Source organism: Advenella sp. RU8, from assembly GCF_048381675.1.
GTDB lineage: Bacteria > Pseudomonadota > Gammaproteobacteria > Burkholderiales > Burkholderiaceae_B > Advenella.
Genome location: NZ_JBLWIS010000001.1, coordinates 217010 through 235162 on the forward strand (window position 1 = coordinate 217010; position 18153 = coordinate 235162).

At 51.5% G+C, this 18153-nt stretch carries 18 protein-coding genes; 15 read left to right on the forward strand and 3 right to left on the reverse strand.

Annotated elements, in window-relative coordinates:
* Window positions 1-33 precede the first annotated feature (33 nt).
* The 7 genes from trpB to ACM5Q9_RS01000 all read left to right on the forward strand — a co-directional run bounded on the left by trpB (window position 34) and on the right by ACM5Q9_RS01000 (window position 6684).
* Window positions 34-1233, forward strand: a complete 1200-nt coding sequence (gene trpB, locus ACM5Q9_RS00970) for a tryptophan synthase subunit beta (RefSeq protein ID WP_418142868.1) — start codon at window positions 34-36, stop codon at window positions 1231-1233.
* A 9-nt stretch (window positions 1234-1242) separates the two neighbouring features.
* Complete coding sequence (gene trpA / locus ACM5Q9_RS00975; RefSeq protein ID WP_418143143.1) at window positions 1243-2085, forward strand: tryptophan synthase subunit alpha; 843 nt, start codon at window positions 1243-1245, stop codon at window positions 2083-2085.
* Complete coding sequence (gene accD, locus ACM5Q9_RS00980; protein ID WP_418142869.1) at window positions 2085-2960, forward strand: acetyl-CoA carboxylase, carboxyltransferase subunit beta; 876 nt, start codon at window positions 2085-2087, stop codon at window positions 2958-2960. Before trpA ends, accD begins: the two co-directional genes overlap by 1 nt.
* 147 nt (window positions 2961-3107) lie before the next feature.
* Window positions 3108-3551 carry a MarR family winged helix-turn-helix transcriptional regulator gene (locus tag ACM5Q9_RS00985; protein WP_418142870.1) on the forward strand — a complete coding sequence of 148 codons (444 nt, stop codon included), beginning with the start codon at window positions 3108-3110 and terminating at the stop codon, window positions 3549-3551.
* 124 nt (window positions 3552-3675) lie between these two features.
* Window positions 3676-5370 carry an FAD-dependent monooxygenase gene (locus tag ACM5Q9_RS00990; RefSeq protein WP_418142871.1) on the forward strand — a complete coding sequence of 565 codons (1695 nt, stop codon included), beginning with the start codon at window positions 3676-3678 and terminating at the stop codon, window positions 5368-5370.
* Between the two features lie 13 nt (window positions 5371-5383).
* Window positions 5384-5566, forward strand: coding sequence for a hypothetical protein (locus ACM5Q9_RS00995; protein WP_418142872.1), 183 nt, complete (start codon window positions 5384-5386; stop codon window positions 5564-5566).
* Window positions 5567-5718: 152 nt separating this feature from the next.
* Entirely contained in the window at window positions 5719-6684 is a 966-nt protein-coding gene (locus tag ACM5Q9_RS01000) for a Bug family tripartite tricarboxylate transporter substrate binding protein (protein WP_418142873.1), read from the forward strand.
* Between the two features lie 116 nt (window positions 6685-6800).
* Here ACM5Q9_RS01000 and ACM5Q9_RS01005 read toward each other — a convergent pair whose 3' ends face one another.
* Complete coding sequence (locus ACM5Q9_RS01005) at window positions 6801-9956, reverse strand: Rne/Rng family ribonuclease (RefSeq protein WP_418142874.1); 3156 nt, start codon at window positions 9954-9956, stop codon at window positions 6801-6803.
* 542 nt (window positions 9957-10498) lie between these two features.
* On the opposite strand from ACM5Q9_RS01005, the gene ACM5Q9_RS01010 reads away from it, so the two are divergent.
* Genes ACM5Q9_RS01010 through ACM5Q9_RS01025 form a run of 4 tightly spaced genes read left to right on the forward strand, consistent with a single transcriptional unit; the run spans window position 10499 to window position 13712 of the window.
* Entirely contained in the window at window positions 10499-11455 is a 957-nt protein-coding gene (locus tag ACM5Q9_RS01010) for an RluA family pseudouridine synthase (protein ID WP_418142875.1), read from the forward strand.
* 22 nt (window positions 11456-11477) lie between these two features.
* On the forward strand, window positions 11478-12155 hold the full coding sequence (locus ACM5Q9_RS01015) for an HAD-IIIA family hydrolase (RefSeq protein WP_418142876.1): 678 nt from the start codon (window positions 11478-11480) through the stop codon (window positions 12153-12155).
* Between the two features lie 18 nt (window positions 12156-12173).
* Window positions 12174-12839 carry a sulfite oxidase heme-binding subunit YedZ gene (locus tag ACM5Q9_RS01020; RefSeq protein WP_418142877.1) on the forward strand — a complete coding sequence of 222 codons (666 nt, stop codon included), beginning with the start codon at window positions 12174-12176 and terminating at the stop codon, window positions 12837-12839.
* A 30-nt stretch (window positions 12840-12869) separates the two neighbouring features.
* On the forward strand, window positions 12870-13712 hold the full coding sequence (locus tag ACM5Q9_RS01025) for an N-acetylmuramoyl-L-alanine amidase (RefSeq protein ID WP_418142878.1): 843 nt from the start codon (window positions 12870-12872) through the stop codon (window positions 13710-13712).
* Here ACM5Q9_RS01025 and ACM5Q9_RS01030 read toward each other — a convergent pair.
* Complete coding sequence (locus tag ACM5Q9_RS01030; RefSeq protein WP_418142879.1) at window positions 13709-14419, reverse strand: SAM-dependent methyltransferase; 711 nt, start codon at window positions 14417-14419, stop codon at window positions 13709-13711. The genes ACM5Q9_RS01025 and ACM5Q9_RS01030 overlap by 4 nt on opposite strands.
* On the reverse strand, window positions 14412-15026 hold the full coding sequence (locus ACM5Q9_RS01035; RefSeq protein ID WP_418142880.1) for a Maf family nucleotide pyrophosphatase: 615 nt from the start codon (window positions 15024-15026) through the stop codon (window positions 14412-14414). The genes ACM5Q9_RS01030 and ACM5Q9_RS01035 overlap by 8 nt, the downstream gene beginning before the upstream one ends.
* Before the next feature lie 106 nt (window positions 15027-15132).
* Here ACM5Q9_RS01035 and ACM5Q9_RS01040 point away from each other — a divergent pair, with 106 nt between their 5' ends.
* The 4 genes from ACM5Q9_RS01040 to ACM5Q9_RS01055 all read left to right on the forward strand — a co-directional run bounded on the left by ACM5Q9_RS01040 (window position 15133) and on the right by ACM5Q9_RS01055 (window position 18129).
* Window positions 15133-15741 (forward strand): YceD family protein, encoded by a 609-nt coding sequence (locus ACM5Q9_RS01040; protein ID WP_418142881.1) that lies wholly within the window; start codon window positions 15133-15135, stop codon window positions 15739-15741.
* A 65-nt stretch (window positions 15742-15806) separates the two neighbouring features.
* On the forward strand, window positions 15807-15989 hold the full coding sequence (gene rpmF / locus ACM5Q9_RS01045) for a 50S ribosomal protein L32 (protein WP_189383685.1): 183 nt from the start codon (window positions 15807-15809) through the stop codon (window positions 15987-15989).
* Window positions 15990-16047: 58 nt separating this feature from the next.
* Complete coding sequence (gene plsX, locus ACM5Q9_RS01050; protein ID WP_418142882.1) at window positions 16048-17097, forward strand: phosphate acyltransferase PlsX; 1050 nt, start codon at window positions 16048-16050, stop codon at window positions 17095-17097.
* Between the two features lie 57 nt (window positions 17098-17154).
* The gene (locus ACM5Q9_RS01055) at window positions 17155-18129 is read left to right on the forward strand and encodes a beta-ketoacyl-ACP synthase III (protein WP_418142883.1); all 975 of its coding nucleotides are present in this window, start codon (window positions 17155-17157) and stop codon (window positions 18127-18129) included.
* Window positions 18130-18153: the final 24 nt, after the last annotated feature.

An 18153-nucleotide genomic window follows, 5' to 3' on the forward strand; every position in this document is an offset into this window, starting at 1 on the left:
AATAAAATAATTGAATGCGCTGCAGGAGGCGTTTTGAAACCTTATAATTACCCAGATGAAAAAGGTCATTTTGGCCAGTTTGGTGGTATTTTTGTTGCCGAAACATTAATGCATGCCATCAAGGAACTGAACGAAGCCTACGAAAAATACAAGAATGACCCCGACTTCGTTGCTGAATATAACTATGAGCTGGACCACTTTGTGGGTCGTCCCAGTCCCGTTTATCATGCCAAGCGTTGGTCTGACAAGCTTGGTGGTGCGCAGATCTGGTTCAAGCGTGAAGACCTGAACCATACTGGTGCACATAAAATTAATAATTGTATTGGCCAAATTCTTCTGGCCCGTAAAATGGGCAAAACCCGTATTATTGCTGAAACCGGCGCCGGCCAGCACGGTGTGGCTACGGCTACCGTGGCAGCCCGTTACGGCTTGGAGTGCGTGGTTTACATGGGTGCTGAAGACGTTCGTCGCCAGGCGCTGAATGTTTATCGTATGAAATTGCTGGGCGCTACTGTGGTGCCGGTAGAATCTGGCTCCAAAACACTTAAAGATGCCTTGAATGAAGCCATGCGCGACTGGGTTACCAATATTGATAACACTTTTTACATTATTGGTACGGTAGCCGGTCCTCATCCTTATCCGGCCATGGTACGTGATTTTCAGAAAATCATTGGTGAAGAATGTCTGGTGCAAATGCCTGCCGATGCAGGCCGCCAGCCTGATTACGTGGTTGCATGCGTGGGTGGTGGCTCTAATGCAATGGGTATTTTCTATCCCTATATTCCCTACGAAGAGGTCAAGCTGGTTGGTGTTGAGGCTGCCGGCGAGGGCCTGGATACACCACGTAATGCGGCTTCCATCAATTCTGGCCAGATAGGCGTGTTGCATGGAAACCGTACTTTCGTGATGCAAAATGCAGATGGCCAGGTACAGGAAACCCACTCTATTTCCGCAGGTCTTGATTACCCTGGCGTAGGGCCCGAGCATGCCTGGTTAAGTGAGATTGGCCGTGTTTCCTATGAAAGCGCAGATGATGCCGAGGCACTGCAGGCATTTCATGACTGTTGCCGCCTGGAAGGTATTATTCCCGCACTTGAGTCATCCCATGCCCTGGCGTATGCGGCCAGACTTGCGCCAACCCTGCCTGCTGACAAGATTATTCTGGTTAACCTGTCAGGCCGTGGTGACAAGGATATGCATACTGTGGCTGAATTTAGCGGAATCGAGCTGTAAAGGAAAACAATAATGGCTTTGAAAAGAATAGACAATGCATTTGCAAAGGCAGGGCAACGCGCAGCCTTGATTCCCTACATCACCACTGGTGATCCTAGTCCGGAAGCTACGCTGGCATTAATGCACAGCCTGGTAAAAGCCGGTGCTGATGTGATCGAGCTGGGCGTGCCTTTTTCCGACCCCATGGCTGATGGTCCGGTCATCCAGCGTGCTGCCGAGCGGGCGATTGCCAAGGGCGTAGGCCTGTCAAGTGTGCTGGAAATTGTCAGTGAGTTTCGTAAGCTCAATAACGAAACGCCTGTGGTATTAATGGGTTATGCCAACCCCATCGAAGCAATGGGTCGCCGCGTTTTTGCAGAAAAAGCAGGTGCGGCGGGCGTGGATGGCGTATTGGTGGTAGACTATCCGCCCGAGGAATTTGATGAATTTACCGTGCTTTTGAAAGAAAAGGGAATTTCTCCCATCTTTTTATTGGCACCCACTTCTACCGAAGCCCGTATCCAGTCTGTGGCTAACGTGGCTGAAGGTTATGTGTATTACGTGTCGCTGCGAGGCGTGACCGGTTCGGGGGCGCTTGATGTTAAAGATGTGCAGCAACGCGTGCTGGATATCAAGAAACACGTGAAAATTCCGGTGGGTGTCGGTTTTGGTATCCGTGATGCCGAAAGTGCCGCCAAAATTGCCCAAGTGGCTGATGCGGTTGTCATTGGCAGTAAAATCATCGAAACAATGGAACAGGCTATTGTCGGCAAACCTGAAGACCAGGTAACCGATGTGGCCGTTGCTTCAGCCAGCACATGGCTTAAGGGCATACGCGAAGCGCTGGACAAGGTTCAAAACAAGGATAAATAATGAGTTGGCTCGATAAAATTCTCCCCCCCCGTATCAACAAGAAGGCCGATTCGGGTTCACGGCGTGTTCCCGAGGGTGTATGGGTCAAATGCCCCTCTTGTGAAACCGCCCTGTATAAGGAAGATCTGGTACGGGCCCTGAATGTTTGCCCCAAATGCGAACATCATATGCGACTGGATTCGCGTGCACGCATAGACTCCTTGCTTGATGCAGAAGGGCGGGTTGAAATTGGCGATAACATTCGCTCAACCGACCCCTTGAAGTTCAAGGATAGTCGCAAATACCCCGAGCGCCTGGCTGAAGCCGTGAAGCAAACCGGCGAAAGTGATGCCTTGGTCGTGGTTCGTGGCGCTATCATGTCCTTGCCGGTTACGCTTGCCTGTTTTGAATTCAACTTCATGGGTGGTTCAATGGGTTCGGTGGTGGGTGAGCGTTTTGTGCGTGGTGTTCAGGCCGCTATCGAAAACCGTACCCCATTCATTTGCGTATCGGCTTCAGGTGGTGCCCGTATGCAGGAAAGCCTGTTTTCACTGATGCAAATGGCCAAAACCAATGCCATGCTCACTCGGCTTTCCGCCGAAGGCCTGCCTTTTATCAGTGTGCTGACAGACCCGACCATGGGTGGCGTATCGGCCAGCTTTGCCTTTATGGGTGATGTGGTAATTGCCGAACCCAAGGCACTGATTGGTTTTGCCGGTCCGCGGGTGATTGAACAAACCGTTCGCGAGCAATTGCCTGAAGGCTTCCAGCGTGCCGAATTCCTGCTAGAAAAAGGCGCGGTGGATATGGTGGTCAAGCGCCAGGACTTGCGTGAAGAACTGGCCCGCCTGGTGGCCCTGTTGACCCGTCAGTCCAACGAGGCCTTGTCCGCCTAAACACTCCCCTGCGACAGGGTGGTGCCATTCTGGCATGATCCTGCCGCTCTCGTTCCTACGCTTTCTCGTTCCCACGCTCCCGCGTGGTAACAATCGTAGAATGGCTGATAGAATGATGGCAATTTAATTCATCATGTCCAAAATATAATGTCAGCCAATTCATTCAATCTTGAAAATTCCCTAACCTATAAATTGCACTCTCTGGCAAAGTTAATTGACAAGCATGCAGACTATGCCGACATCAAGCATGCCAGTATTTCTTTTGCCGAGGGCAGGGTACTTGCCGTGATTGGTTTTAATAAAATGCTGTCGGTGGTTCAGGTAGCCAAAAAAGCCAACCTTGATAAAAGCCAGGGCAGCAGGGCGGTAGTTTCCCTGGTCAGCAAAGGGCTGATTGAAAAGCGGCAGCAAAAGCAGGATGCCCGGGCATTTGATTTATCCCTGACTGAAAAAGGCCGGCTGGTTTATGAGGAAGTTGTTGCCCTGATTACCCATCGAAACGAGATTGCCATGAAGACCTTGTCATTGGAAGAACAACAAAATCTTATTAATTTAATGAATAAAATCCAGCACAATCTGGAAAATAATTAGCGCAGATCAAAAAAAACTTGAAAATAGTTGTGTTTGCAACTAAAATTAATTGCAAATGCAACCAATAATTCGTGTTGCATGGTTTTCAAACATAAATTTTAGAATATCCATTCCTGGAGACACTATGCATACGCCAGTTACTGTTCCGCGTAAGTCCCTGTATCACGAGTATACGGTTTACCCGCCTGTTTTTCCTGCTGACCCTGCCCAGTCCAATGGTGTTGTGACCATTGTCGGTGGTGGTCCCATCGGCCTGGTTGCCTCGCTTATCCTGGCCAAACATGGCATTAAAAATATCGTGCTACTGTCAGAGCAACAGGTATCCGAAGGCAGCCGTGGCCTGGTTTATACCCGTCGTTCAATGGAAATCCTCAAGGTTGCCGGTGTGGCCGACCGTATCATGGAAAAGGCCTTGTCCTGGACCAGTGGCAATTCTTTTTATCATGGCGAGCGTGTTTTCCGCATGGAAAATCCGGTTGATCCCCAAGACAGCTATCCGCCTTTGAACAACCTGCAGCAAAACTACCTGGAAACCTACTTGGTTGAAGAGGCGGCCAAGCAACCCCTGATTGAATTGCGCTGGGGCAACCATTTAACTTCTTTCTCGCAAGATGAGCACGAAGTGACCCTGGTGGTGGATACTCCCGAGGGTGAGTATTCTTACAAAACCCCCTGGCTGATTGCGGCTGACGGTGCCCGTTCCAGCGTGCGCCAAAGCATGGGCCTGACCATGGAAGGCAACAGCTACGAAGGCCGTTTCGTGATTGTGGACATTCGTATCGACTTGCCTTTGCCGACCGAGCGCCTGGCCTATTTTTCACCCGACTGGAACCGTGGCAATACTATTTTGCTACATAAGGAACCCGATAATATCTGGCGTTTTGACTACCAGTTGCCGGCCCATATTTCCAATGAAGAGGCATTGGACCTGCAAAATATTACCAAGGCAGTCAATGCCCAGTTGAAAATGATGGGCTATGAAGGCAAGGAATGGGAGCTTGACTGGTATTCGGTGTATTCCGCCCGCGCCCTGACATTGCCCGAGTATGTGCATAACCGCATCCTGTTCGCTGGTGATTCTGCCCACATGCTGCCGATTTTTGGCGTGCGTGGTGCCAATACCGGTTTCCAGGATGTGATGGATTTATGCTGGAAACTGGTCGCTACGATTAAAGGCTGGGGTTCATCGTATTTGCTTAATTCCTATACCAATGACCGTGTGGGTGCCGCCATGGAAATTATTGATGAGGCAGGCAAAAGCACCCGTTTCATGGCCCCACCTACCGATGGCTTCCGCTTGCTGCGTGATGCCACGCTATCCCTTTCCCTGAAGCATGAATTCGTCCGTCCGCTGTTTCACTGGAGAACCTCCCGTGCCCATGTGTACCGTTCTTCTCCACTTAACAGCATTGGTGATGATAACCAGGACATGATGCATGAACTGGAAAATGGCGCACCGATGCCCAACCTCCATTTATCTGGCCAGCAGTATCTTTATGACGAGTTTGGCCTGGATTTCAATATTGTCTGTTTTGGCAACGAGGCAAGCCTGCCCGGGTCATTGCAAAAAGAAGTCGATGATCTCAAGAGCCAGGGTGTGCCGGTCAAACTGATTGTTTTATCCTCTGAAAATACGGCAACTGCCGGTGCTGACAAAACCTTCAAGGTAGATGCCGGGTTGTTGCAAACTCGTTATGGCGCGAGCCAGGGCCAGGTTTATCTGGTTCGTCCCGATCATCATATTTGTGGCCGCTGGAAACAATATGTGCCGGGCACCCTGGAAAATGCGTTCCAGAAATTCATTAAAAAATCTGCCTGAGGAGTAATGAAAAATGAGTATTGATGTCCAGAGCCTTGAGAAGGTCTACGATAGCCTGTCATTTGCGATTGACAAATTGCCCGAGGAAAAACGCAGCCTGTTCCTGACCAAGCTGGTTTTGTTGTTAAGCAATGAAATTGCAGATGCAGAAAAAATCTGTCGTCTCGTTAATGATGCGGCCACGTTTGAAAACTAGTTGTTTTTAGCTTTTGGTTTGTACCGGGGTAAGGCATGAAAGTGCCTTGCCCTTTGGTGTTTGCAGTGTTTAAGCATTTATTTTAATCTGATTGCGTACCTGAAATACTGAGGCAGGTAACGCAAGCATAGTAACTGGAAGGAGATAAAACCATGATCAAGTCAATTAACAAGTTGTTGCTGGTAGCGGCGTTGGGGGTTTCAGGGGGCGCTCAGGCGGCCTGGCCTGAACAGCCCATTCGCTGGGTGGTACCCTATCCGGCCGGGGGTGGTACCGATGTAATTGCCCGTACGGTTGCCATGAATCTTGAAAAGCATCTGGGCAAGCCGCTAGTGATTGAAAACCGTCCCGGTGGCGGTACCAGTATTGGTGCAACGGCAGTCGCCAACGCTGATCCTAACGGTTATGTTTTGGGTACTGCAGACTCAGGTACTTTGGCGTTCAACCCATCGCTGTACAAGCAATTAACTTACGATCCTGCCAAATTTACCTATCTGGGTGGCCTGGCCCGTTTTCCGCTGGTATTGGCCGTTCCAGCCAATTCCCCTTACCAGAAACTGGAAGACTTGCTCGAGGCGGCCCGCAAGGAACCCGGTAAAATGTCGGCCAGTTCGGCTGGCGCCGGTTCTCCGCACCACTTGGCGCTAGAGCGCTTCAAACAGCTGACCAATACGGATATCCTGCATGTTCCATACAGGGGCGCTGCACCGGCATTACAAGATTTGATTGGTGGGCGGGTAGATTTGATGTTTGCCGACCTGGGCTCTGGTTTGCCTAATATCCAGGCCGGTAAGGTGCGTGTACTGGCTGTGGCGGTACCCGAGCGCTTGTCTAATGTGTTGCCTGATATTCCTACCATGCAAGAAGCGGGTGTGAATGATTTTGTGGCCTATGCATGGCAAGGTCTGGTTGGCCCTGCCGGTTTGCCGCAGGAAGTGGTTGATAAGGTGTCTGCTGATTTGTTGGCCACTCTTGCAGATCCGGAAGTACTCAAGAAGGTTAACGCCATGGGTATTGAAGCTATGCCCATGACGGCAGAGGCGTTCAAGGCTTACTCTGACAAAGAGCGTGAAGATTGGGCCAAAGTGATCAAGGCAGGTAATATTACGCTGGATTAATAGGTTTCTGGTGCTGCCCGTATGAAGCGGGCAGTAAAGCCTGAAGGCACACAGAAAAAAGCCCCTGGAAATTTAATTCCAGGGGCTTTTTCATGCAATTGAACATCTAGGGAAACTTATTTTTTGGTTTCCACGATTTCCAAAGGTGCTTCTTCTATTTTATGTGCAGTTTTGCGGGTACGTCCCAGTTTGGGTTGGGGCTGTTCCACTTGCTGTACCAGGCTTGCTTTGGTTTCAATCCACTGCATGCCGGTGCTGGAGGCAATTTCCTTGATTGAAGCGGGAGCATTGGCAGTAGCTGCCGGCGCCACGAATTCAATAGCGGTGCTCGTAGCGGTGTCGGTTACTGTTTCGTTTTCAGCAACAACTGCAGGGCTTGCTTCAGTTTCAGTGCTTGTTTCCACGACGGTTACCGATGCACTTTCAGTGCTTTCGGCAGGGGGTACTTCTGCGGGCGCAGGCTGAGAAACCGCATCGCTTATTGCTACGGTCTCTGCGACTGCAGCAACAGTGCTGGAGAGGCTGCTTTCGGCCGATTCGGCAGGCTGCTCACTGGCTGTGGCTGCTACATCGGTCGTGACAGGTGCCGGCTCGGCTGTAACAGTTTCAACTACCTCTGCCTTGACAGCGGGTGCCGGTTCCAATGCGGTGGATGTTGCGGACTCTGCCTCAATAGCCGGTGCGATGGCAACCGGTTCTGCCTGCTGGGCAGGCGCTTCTGCTTCAATGGCAACGGCAGGGGTTACCTGAGTCGCTGTTTCTGCTGTAACCGTTTTGTCCTGTGCTTCTTCAGCTTTGGGGCTTGTAGCGGCTTCTGCTGCAGCTTGAGTCAGGTTGTTTGCTTCAGCCAGCAGAACCTCGTTGGGCACAAAGGCAGCGGGTCCTGATGTGCTTTCTGTGGTTCCTTGTTCATCGGCCGGACGGCGTGTGCGACGGCTGCGGCGGCGTGGGCGGCGACGTTTGTTCGGATCCAGGGCTTCACCGGTTTCCTCATCGAATGCGACTGTGCCTTCCGCCTGGTCTTCATTGGCAAGATCTTCTGCCACTTCGGTAGCGGGCAGGGTTGCCATAGTGGCTACCACTGCAGTTGTCACGGTTTTGGCACTTGTGTCGCCTGTTTCCTGTGCGGTATCCGGTTCGGCTTTGACGCGCGCAGGGCGTTGTTTGGCCGGTGCTTCAGCGGAAGCGTTTTCAATATTGCCATTTTCCTGGATCAGGTTCTGTTCATTGCTATCGGCCGTGTTTTCCCGGCGGTTGCGGGGGCGGCTGCGACGACTGCGTGAACGTGAACCGCTATCTTCGGCAGACTGGGTAGCATCGGTGTCGGTAACGGCCTCTATTGGCGCAGCTTTGGCTTCGCGTTCTTTGTTGCGATTATCCTGGGCACGGGGTTTGGCTGTACGCGGATTACGACGTTTTTCCTCGTCGGTCTCAGTCGTTGTTTCTGGTCGTTTTTCAGTGCCACGGCGGTTGCGGCCGGTGCCGCGTTCGTTACGCTGGCCGGTTTTTGCACGGTTTGCCTGACGTGGTTTTTCTTCCTGTTGCACTTCGGTTTCAGGGGCAGCGGCTTTTTCTCCGGCAAACCAGCTGAGCAGGCGCTTGAACAAGCCGGGTTGCGGCGTGGTCAATGGTTCTGTTTTGGGGGCAGGAACGACGGGGGCGGGCTGGTCACGGGAAATGCTCTTGACCAGGGCTTCGGGGCGTTCGTTCTGAACCGCTTTTTCAGTACTGGACTCCCAGGTCACGATGGTGCTGGGCTGTTCAATCAGATCAATGCTGGTTTTGGGTTCATCAAGGCGATTGTCATCATAACGAATGCGTTCGATATGATGATGAGGAGTTTCCAGATGCTTGTTGGGAATAAGTACCACGTTGATTTTAAGGCGGGATTCCATTTTGACAATGTCGGACCGCTTTTCATTCATCAGGTAAGTGGCCACTTCTACGGGCAACTGTACATGCAGGGCCGCCGTGTTGTCTTTCATGGCTTCTTCCTGCAGCAGGCGCAGGATGTTCAGGGCACTGGATTCAACGTCACGGATAACGCCCGTGCCGTTACAGCGCGGGCAGGTAATGTGTGAGCCTTCGTTAAGCGAGGGGCGCAGGCGCTGGCGTGACAGTTCCATAAGGCCAAAACGCGAGATTTTGCCCATTTGGACACGTGCACGGTCAAAGTGCAGGGCGTCACGCAGTTTCTGTTCAATCGCACGCTGGTTTTTGCTGTCTTCCATATCGATGAAATCGATAACGATCAAGCCACCCAGGTCGCGCAGGCGTAGCTGGCGGGCGGCTTCTTCAGCGGCTTCAAGGTTGGTGCGCAGTGCGGTTTCCTCGATGTCGGTGCCGCGTGTGGAGCGTGCTGAGTTGACGTCGATGGCCACCAGGGCTTCGGTATGGTCGATCACAATCGCGCCACCGGATGGCAGCTGAACCGTACGGGAGTAGGCGGTTTCGATCTGGTGCTCGATCTGGAAGCGGGAGAACAGGGGGATATCGTCACGGTAGCGCTTGACGCGGTTCACGTTATCGGGCATGACGTCTTTCATGAAGGCGACAGCCTGTTCGGTAATCGCATCGGTGTCGATGAGGATTTCGCTGATGTCGGGCGAGAAATAGTCACGGATGGCGCGGATGACCAGGCTGGATTCCTGGTAAATCAGGACGGGTGCGGGATATTCTTTGGCGGCTGAATCAATGGCATTCCACAGTTGCAGCAGGTATTTCAGGTCCCATTCCAATTCAGGAACGGAGCGGCCAATACCGGCGGTGCGGGCGATCATGCTCATGCCGGCTGGCAGGTCAAGCTGGTCCATGGCTTCGCGCAGTTCCTGGCGCTCTTCACCTTCAATGCGGCGTGAAACGCCACCACCACGAGGGTTGTTGGGCATTAAAACCAGATAACGGCCAGCCAGTGAAATAAAGGTGGTCAGGGCGGCCCCTTTGTTGCCGCGCTCTTCTTTTTCAACCTGGATGATGAGTTCCTGGCCTTCGCTTAGCGCATCTTGAATCCGGGCGCCCCGGACATCGACGCCTTCCTTGAAGTAGCTGCGGGCTACTTCCTTGAATGGCAGGAAACCGTGACGGTCATGGCCATAGTTGACAAAGCAGGCCTCAAGTCCGGGCTCGATTCGGGTGATCACGGCTTTGTAAATGCTGCCTTTGCGTTGCTCCCGGCCTGCCGTTTCGATGTCGATGTCGATAAGTTTTTGCCCATCTACAATCGCGACGCGTAGTTCTTCTTGGTGCGTCGCATTAAATAACATGCGTTTCATTTAAGGTATTCTCCGTTTAACTAATGCAACGGACATCGTATGCATTAACCACAGAGCTACTTGGGTGCGAATGAAAGGGCAAAATGAACGCGCGCGGGTTACCCGCGCATGTATACGCTTGTTTGACAGGTGCGGTTCCTTGGTTTGAATCAGGACAGGACCCAGTCTGCAGATAATTGATATTTATTGATAAATTCAATTTTTTATTAACTTCTGTGTATATGCCAGACGGCGCCTAGACAATGCCAGTCTGGAATAAAAATTAGGCGTTTTTTATTCATTCATTCGTACAGCAAACGGGCCAAGAGGCTTTTTTGTGGGCAGATGATTTTCCTGCCGCATTGACAACAAAACAGTGAGCGTTGCCCGTTTGGTGACCAGTAACTCTGAAGCGGGTGAGAAATACAGGTACGGCTGTTTGATAGTAGCAGTACAATGTGATTTTAACGATTTGGCGGAAACAGCATTTTTTTTGCTTCTCTACGCCAAACCTTCCCACGCCATTCTTCATATGGTGAGGGAATTATAGAGCTCTTTTGTGTATGTGGAAACAAACTTCTGATAATAATTCATCTTTTTCTGTAAGAGTGGTCAAGATTGATGTCGATTCTGAGGATCAGCGCATCGATAATTTCCTGATCCGGGTGTGCAAAGGAGTGCCCAAAAGCCATCTTTACAAGGCGATTCGCAGTGGACAGGTCAGGGTTAACAAAGGCCGGGTCCAGGCCGAGTACCGCTTGCAAGTGGGTGACCAGGTGCGTATCCCGCCCTTGCGTACGGCCGAGCCTGATGCGCCACGTAAAGTACCGGGGGCAGAGTTCCCCGTGGTTTATGAAGATGATGCCTTGCTGGTTATTGACAAGCCTGCTGGTGTGGCGGTGCATGGGGGTAGCGGGGTATCATTCGGGGTGATCGAACAGTTGCGTTCAGCCCGTCCTGAAGCCCGCTTTCTGGAATTGGCGCACCGCCTCGACAAGGAAACCTCGGGGTTGCTGATGATTGCCAAAAAGCGCACGGCCCTGGTTGCCTTGCATGAAATCATGCGAGAGTCGAAAGGGCGCAAGCAGTACCTTGCCCTGGTGTGCGGCGATTGGGTCAATGATCGGCAGCATGTAAAATTACCCTTGACCAAATATCTTACGCCAGACGGAGAACGCCGGGTTCGGGTGGATAAAGAAGGGCGCTTTGCGCATACGATTGTCACGTGCGTGCAACGGTTCGGTAAATATACTTTGGTAGGGGCTGAGCTGCGAACCGGGCGTACTCACCAGATCAGGGTGCATCTTGCATCCAGCGGTTTCCCGATTGTTGGTGATGAAAAATATGGCAAGGACGAGGTTCGCGAGTATTTTGCCCGGCAGGGTTTCAATCGCATGTTTTTGCATGCGCACCGCCTTCAGGTGCCTCATCCCATCAGTGGTGAAATCATGGAGTTTGAGGCGCCGTTGCCTGCAGCTTGCCTGCATGTCCTGAAAAAGCTTGAAGCACAGCAGATATAATTTTTATAGGTTGGTAAATAATATGCGGTATTCATTGGTGGTATTTGATTGGGATGGAACGGTGATTGATTCAACCCAGTCTATTGTGCAGGCGATCCAGTCGGCTTGCCGGGACTTGGGGCTTGAGGTTCCGTCTGCTGCGCAGGCCAGGTGGGTTATTGGCCTGTCGCTTGAAAGCGCCCTGTATAAGGTAGTGCCAACCCTGACGGCCGAACTCTTGCCTGAATTTGTCCGTCGCTACAAGTTTCATTATTTCACCCGTGACCCGGATTTGTGCCTTTTTGACGGTATTTCGACCCTGTTTGAAGAGCTTCGTGATAATGGTGTTGCGTTGGCCGTGGCGACCGGAAAAAGCAGGGTGGGGCTTGACAGGGTACTGGAGCAGAAAAAACTGGGGCATTATTTTGCCGCTACCCGCACGGCTGATGAAACATTTAGCAAACCCCATCCCCAAATGCTCAATGAGCTTATGGAAACCCTCATGGTTCCTGCTGAAGAAACGGTCATGATCGGTGATACCTCCCATGATATCCTGATGGCGCATAATGCCGGCGTCGAGAGCATTGCGGTTACCTATGGCGCACACAGCTTGCGTGAGCTTAATGAAAGCAAGCCCACCCGGATTGTTGATGATGTTGCCGGCCTTGCAAACTTGTTGCAAATGCATTGCAAAACCAATCGAAACCAGGTTCTGTCCTGAGTCCTTGAGGGAAGTGAGATGAAAACCTGGAAAGCCGAAAGCCTGGACCGAATCCAGCCCTTTGTTTTTATTTTGGGCCTGTTTCCGGTGGTTCGCTGGTTTTATTTGGATAGTATCGGTGGCATGACGGGCGAGCCAGCCGTTTTTTTTGCCCGCTCCAGCGGACAGTGGGCCTTGGGCATGCTGTGCCTTACGCTGGCCATTACGCCCATCCGGCAAATTCTGGGGCAGCCGGCATTGCTGCGCTGGCGCAGAATGCTGGGCCTATATGCTTTCTTTTATGCTTTTTTGCATATGGTTACCTGGCTCTGGCAGGACCGCAAGCTTAGTTTTACGTTCATGTTCCAGGATCTGGCCGATCGGCCGTACATTTTGCTAGGTATGTTGGCTTTTGCCATCATGTGTGTACTGGCGGCTACTTCACGGCAAGCATCCATTCGCAAATTAGGACGTAACTGGCAACGGCTGCACCGTGCCGTTTATCTGGTGGGTGTATTGGTTATTATTCATTTCTGGAAAATGCTTGAAGAAGGGCAAAGCCTGGTGCCGCCAATCGTTTTTACGCTGGTTATGTTTTTTTTGCTGCTGTGGCGGGTAGTGAATGCGCTTTTGGTGCGTCGCAAGGTGCGGTCTATTGTTGATTCGGTTGGCAGTGCGTCTGGCTCTGGCCGGCATAATAGCTAAAGCAAAGTTGCCGGCACTAAAGGATTTGTCATGTTGCGAAACCGTTTGCCCAGCCTTGATTTAGCCGGTTTTAATGGCAGATTGTTGCGTCTGTTAACGGGTGGGTTTGGCCTGCTGCTGTTACTGGCCTGTTCCCGGCCTGAATATGTGGTGGATGAGTCATTTGCCTCAGCAGCGCAAGACAGTCGGGTACGGTTTATTGTTTTGCATTACACCTCTGAAAACAATGCTGATTCATTACGGCTGCTTACCCAGGACAAGGTCAGTGCCCATTATTTGTTAACAGCTGGTAAAACACCGGTTTTGTACCGCTTGGTTGATGAAAACCGCAGGGCCTGGCATGCCGGCGTCAGCCAGTGGTATGGTTATAAGAGCCTCAATGCCATGTCTATTGGCATTGAAGTGGTCAATCTGGGACCATTGGATGAGCGGCAAACGCAGTGGGATGCTTATTCACCCGGGCAGATAAGTTTGCTGGCTACATTGTTGCGCGACCTGGCCCGGCGGCATGGCATCAAGGCAAAACATATCGTGGGTCATAGCGACATTGCGCCGCAGCGTAAAATTGATCCTGGCCCCCTGTTTCCTTGGGAGGCACTGGCAAAGCAGGGTATAGGGCGCTGGTATGATGAGAACCGTGTCAGGCAATACGAGGCCCGCTTTGCTGCTGAGGGATTGCCAAACTTATTGTGGTTCCAGGAAAAGTTGCGGCATATTGGCTATGAGGTGGAATTCGGGCCTGATGCACAAGCGTCAACTGGCCGGGTGTTGCGGGCGTTCCAGATGCATTACCGCCCGCAACGTTATGATGGCCTGCCCGATATTCAAACAGCTGCAATCCTGATGGATCTGTCTATGCAGGAAGATGATTAACCGGCCAGGAACAGGAAAAGCGTGGGTTTTTTATCCAGATCGGGGGCTTGGCCGGCTTTCCATTGGGCAATGGTTTTGGTCTTGATCCATTCTTCTTGCGTGGTAACAGAGCGTGCGATGCACAGGCGGGTGTCGGGCCGCAGTGCGTTCAGCAAAGATTCGAACATGGCCGCATTGCGATAGGGGGTTTCGATAAATAACTGGGTTTGTTTTAATTTGGCCGATTCGTTTTCCCAGGCTTTCAGTTGCTTGCCTCGTTCAGCGGGGTTGACTGGGGCATAGCCATGAAAAGTAAAGCGTTGTCCGTCAAGGCCGCTGGCCATTAAGCCCAGTAAAATAGAGGAAGGGCCTACCCACGGGATCACGCGAATGCCCATTTTGTGGGCGGCCATGACAACCCTGGCGCCGGGATCGGCAACTGCCGGGCAACCAGCCTCGGATACCAGGCCAATTTCGCCTTCGGGGCCAGCCTCACTCAGCCATTGCTTGATTTCTTCGGGCTTTGTTTTGGCGCCAAGGGTGTGAATGGTAATTTCCTGCAAGGGGGTTTGGGTGCCAACCAGTTTCAGGAAGGCGCGGGCGGTTTTGGCGTTTTCGGCTATGTAGCAGGTCAGGCGGCAAGCCAGGGCCTGGGTATCGGCAGGTAGCCATGAAGAGGTCGGGGCGTCTCCAAGGCCTACGGGTATCAGGTGTAAGGTCTTAGGCATGGTGCGGGTTTTCCTGGGCGGACAGGGTTGGATTGATGCCGAACGAGCGGAGCATTCTGGCCAGGGTAATCAAGGGCAGGCCAATGATGGATGTGGGGTCGTCGCTTTCCATTTTGTCCATTAGCGTGATGCCCAGGCCCTCTGCTTTTGCGCTGCCGGCGGTATCAAAGGGTTTTTCGGTTTCAAGATAATGTACAATTTCAGCATTACTCAGTTCTCTGAAATAACAGCGCGTTATAATGTCAGCCGATTCTGTCCTGATGCCGTTGGTAACGGCCAGTGCGCTATGAAATTCCACGCAATGGCCAGATAGTTGCTGCAGCTGTTTTTTTGCGGCGTCGAAGTTGCCGGGTTTGCCAATTGGCGAGCCATCCAGCGTAGCCACCTGGTCCGAGCCAATAATGATACTGTCCGGGTTGTTTGCCGCAACCGCCTGCGCTTTTTCAATAGAAAGTCGCAAGGCCAGTTGGGCGGGTGTTTCGCCTGGTTGTGGGGTTTCGTCAATGTCCGGAGAAATCGCGGTAAACGGCAGGCGGAATCTTTCCAGCATTTCTTTTCTATAACGGGAAGATGACGCAAGAATAAGACGGGATGCGTGGTTTGTCATTGTTTTATTTGACCAAATGATAAATAACGGGTTATTATCCTATGTTTTCCGATGTTTGTGCAAACCTTGAGTAAAGAAATGCAGGGAATAAGGAACAGGCAGGGACATGAGTAATGAAAAAAGCCTAGCTGGAAAAAGCCAAGTTGAAAGCCTAGCAGAAAAAAGCCAGGTGGAAAAAAACCAGGCGGGTTCGGGTAAGGGTCTTTTTATTGATTCCCTTGATTTTGTGCGCCGTGCCGGGGAAGTAAACGGCAAGACACCCTTGGGTGTTTTTTTAAGGCTTACACAGGATTTGCCTGAGCAATTGACAGATGAAAGCGGCATGGTTGTCTGGTCACTGAAAGGTGAGCAGGGTCCGCGTGGCAAGCGTTTGTTGCGTTTGCATGTGAAAGCCAGTCCGCAGCTTGTCTGTCAGCGTTGCCTTGGTTTATTCAAGTTTGACGTAAATAATGAATCGGTACTGGAATTGGTTACTTCCGAGGCCGACCTTCACAGTGATTTGTCCGAATCTGATGAAGAAGAGGGATCTCTGGATGAGAAAATCCTTTCTTCCCGGCACATGAGTGTGCTTGATTTGGTAGAGGACGATTTAATATTAAGCCTGCCCTACGTGCCACGGCACGAGAGCTGTCCTGTACAAGCGACGCTGCCTGAAGATGAGCTCGAAAAGCCTTCTTCGCCATTTGCGGTGCTGGAGCAGCTTAAAAAGCGGTAATTTTTAACAGTTTATAGTTTTTAGTTTGTATTACCTTATTTAATACAACATTTTTTGGAGTCATCATGGCTGTTCAACAAAACAAAAAGTCACCTTCACGACGCAATATGCGCCGTTCACACGATTCTTTGACATCACCTGCTACAGCAATCGAGTCAACAACGGGCGAATTGCACCTGCGTCACCACATCAGTCCTAACGGTATCTATCGTGGCCGTAAAGTTCTGAAAACAAAAAACGACGAATAATCGGTTAAGTTGAGAATATGGCCGCGCCCTTGTTGGGCGTGGCCTGTTTATTACTATCGTGGTACGTATTGCTATAGATTGCATGGGCGGTGATGTCGGCCTGCCCGTGACTGTTCCTGCTGCTGTGCAAATTGCACGGCAGTATGCTGACACGCATTTTCTGTTAACTGGCGTTCCTGAACAAATAGAACAGGCTCTCAGGCAAGCAAATCCAGGCGACCTCAGCCGTTTTGAAATTGTCCCCGCTTCTGAAGTGGTGGCAATGGATGATCCGGTAGAGGTCGCTTTGCGTCGTAAAAAAGATTCCTCCATGCGGGTTGGTGTCAACCTGGTCAAAGAGAAAAGGGCGGATGCGCTTGTTTCTGCAGGTAATACCGGTGCTTTAATGGCTATCTCACGTTATGTGCTGAAAACCATGGAAGGCATAGACCGGCCTGCGATTGCCACCGCCATCCCCAACCAGAAAGGTGGTGCCACCACCATGCTGGATTTGGGCGCCAATGTTGATTGCACTGCCAAGCACTTGCTCGAATTCGCGATTATGGGTGTGGCACTCTGTGAGGCAATCGATAATATCCAGAACCCAACCGTTGGCCTGCTTAATATCGGTGAAGAAGCTATCAAAGGCAATGAGGTTGTCAAGGAAGCATCGGTACTGCTGCAACGCAGTGGGCTGAATTTCTATGGCAACGTTGAGGGCGATGATATTTTCAAGGGGACCAGCAATATCGTGGTCTGTGACGGCTTTGTGGGCAATGTGGTCCTCAAGTCGCTCGAAGGCCTGGCGAAAATGATTGGTACCATGTTGAAGCAGGAATTTACCCGAAACTATCTTACAATGGCAGCAGGTCTGGTTGCCCGGCCGGTACTTAACAGTTTTCGTGATCGTGTGGATAATCGCAATTATAATGGTGCAGCCCTGTTGGGCTTGCGCGGTATTGTCTTCAAAAGTCACGGTTCTGCTGATGTTTTTGCCTATACAAAGGCTATTGAGCGCGCCCGTGGTGCGGTAGTCAGGGGGTTGCTTGAAAAAACCGCCATGGCAGTCACCCAGATGACGCAAAGAATAGACCGGGATAATGCTGAAAGTACCATCGGACAGAAATAAAAAATATAAAACGCTGTGCCTGCTCCTTAAATTCAGGCATGGCCCAAGGAGTTGGTCATGAGTTTTGCAAAAATTATAGGTTCGGGCAGTTATTTGCCCGAAAACTGTGTTACTAACGACCAGTTGGCAGCCAAGTTGGCGGAAAAGGGCATAGAGACCTCCGATGAGTGGATCATGACCCGGACAGGTATCCGTCAGCGTCATCTGGCCAGCGACAATCAAAAAACCAGTGATCTGGCTCTCATTGCCGCGCAGCGTGCCATTGAGGATGCCGGGATTGATGCGGCCGACATAGACCTGATTATCGTTGCCACTTCCACACCCGATTTCATTTTTCCAAGCACGGCATGTCTCGTACAGTCCCGTTTGGGTATCAAGGGTGGGGCCGCTTTCGATGTGCAGGCTGTATGTAGCGGTTTTGTTTATGCGTTGGCAACGGCAGACAGCTTCATCAAGGCCAATAATGCGAAATGTGCCCTGGTGATCGGTGCCGAAACCTTTTCCCGTATTTTAGATTGGGATGATCGCGGTACTTGTGTGCTGTTTGGCGATGGTGCCGGTGCAATGGTGCTGCAAGCTTCTGAAGGCCCCGGTATTCTGGCGACACAGCTGAATGCGGATGGTTCACTGAATACAATCCTGAATACACCCGGACGAATCGAAAACGGGGTGGTAACCGGTGATCCGTTCCTGCGCATGGATGGCCAGGCTGTTTTCAAGCAGGCGGTGACCGTACTGGAAAAATCCGCTCATCAGGTTTGTGAAAAAGCGGGTGTCAGCCTGGATGCCATCGACTGGATGGTGCCTCATCAGGCCAATATCCGTATCATTAATTATCTGGGCCGCAAACTGGGCCTGCCGGCCGAAAAAATCGTGGTCACCGTTTCCGAACACGCTAATACGTCGGCAGCCAGTGTGCCCTTGGCTTTTGATACTGCCCGCAAGGACGGTCGTCTGAAAGCAGGCGATTGCGTGCTGATGCAGGGCGTTGGTGGGGGCTTCACCTGGGGTTCTGCCTTGGTGCGCCTGTAAACACATCTTAAGAGACAAACCTAA

What these genes read in the sequence shown, in the direction of transcription:
- accD (WP_418142869.1), top strand. Translation starts at nt 2,085, where the DNA reads ATGAGTTGGCTCGATAAAATTCTCCCCCCCCGTATCAACAAGAAGGCC.
- ACM5Q9_RS00985 (WP_418142870.1), top strand. Translation starts at nt 3,108, where the DNA reads ATGTCAGCCAATTCATTCAATCTTGAAAATTCCCTAACCTATAAATTG.
- ACM5Q9_RS00990 (WP_418142871.1), top strand. Translation starts at nt 3,676, where the DNA reads ATGCATACGCCAGTTACTGTTCCGCGTAAGTCCCTGTATCACGAGTAT.
- ACM5Q9_RS00995 (WP_418142872.1), top strand. Translation starts at nt 5,384, where the DNA reads ATGAGTATTGATGTCCAGAGCCTTGAGAAGGTCTACGATAGCCTGTCA.
- ACM5Q9_RS01000 (WP_418142873.1), top strand. Translation starts at nt 5,719, where the DNA reads ATGATCAAGTCAATTAACAAGTTGTTGCTGGTAGCGGCGTTGGGGGTT.
- ACM5Q9_RS01005 (WP_418142874.1), bottom strand. Translation starts at nt 9,956, where the DNA reads ATGAAACGCATGTTATTTAATGCGACGCACCAAGAAGAACTACGCGTC.
- ACM5Q9_RS01010 (WP_418142875.1), top strand. Translation starts at nt 10,499, where the DNA reads ATGTGGAAACAAACTTCTGATAATAATTCATCTTTTTCTGTAAGAGTG.
- ACM5Q9_RS01015 (WP_418142876.1), top strand. Translation starts at nt 11,478, where the DNA reads ATGCGGTATTCATTGGTGGTATTTGATTGGGATGGAACGGTGATTGAT.
- ACM5Q9_RS01020 (WP_418142877.1), top strand. Translation starts at nt 12,174, where the DNA reads ATGAAAACCTGGAAAGCCGAAAGCCTGGACCGAATCCAGCCCTTTGTT.
- ACM5Q9_RS01025 (WP_418142878.1), top strand. Translation starts at nt 12,870, where the DNA reads ATGTTGCGAAACCGTTTGCCCAGCCTTGATTTAGCCGGTTTTAATGGC.
- ACM5Q9_RS01030 (WP_418142879.1), bottom strand. Translation starts at nt 14,419, where the DNA reads ATGCCTAAGACCTTACACCTGATACCCGTAGGCCTTGGAGACGCCCCG.
- ACM5Q9_RS01035 (WP_418142880.1), bottom strand. Translation starts at nt 15,026, where the DNA reads ATGACAAACCACGCATCCCGTCTTATTCTTGCGTCATCTTCCCGTTAT.
- ACM5Q9_RS01040 (WP_418142881.1), top strand. Translation starts at nt 15,133, where the DNA reads ATGAGTAATGAAAAAAGCCTAGCTGGAAAAAGCCAAGTTGAAAGCCTA.
- rpmF (WP_189383685.1), top strand. Translation starts at nt 15,807, where the DNA reads ATGGCTGTTCAACAAAACAAAAAGTCACCTTCACGACGCAATATGCGC.
- ACM5Q9_RS01055 (WP_418142883.1), top strand. Translation starts at nt 17,155, where the DNA reads ATGAGTTTTGCAAAAATTATAGGTTCGGGCAGTTATTTGCCCGAAAAC.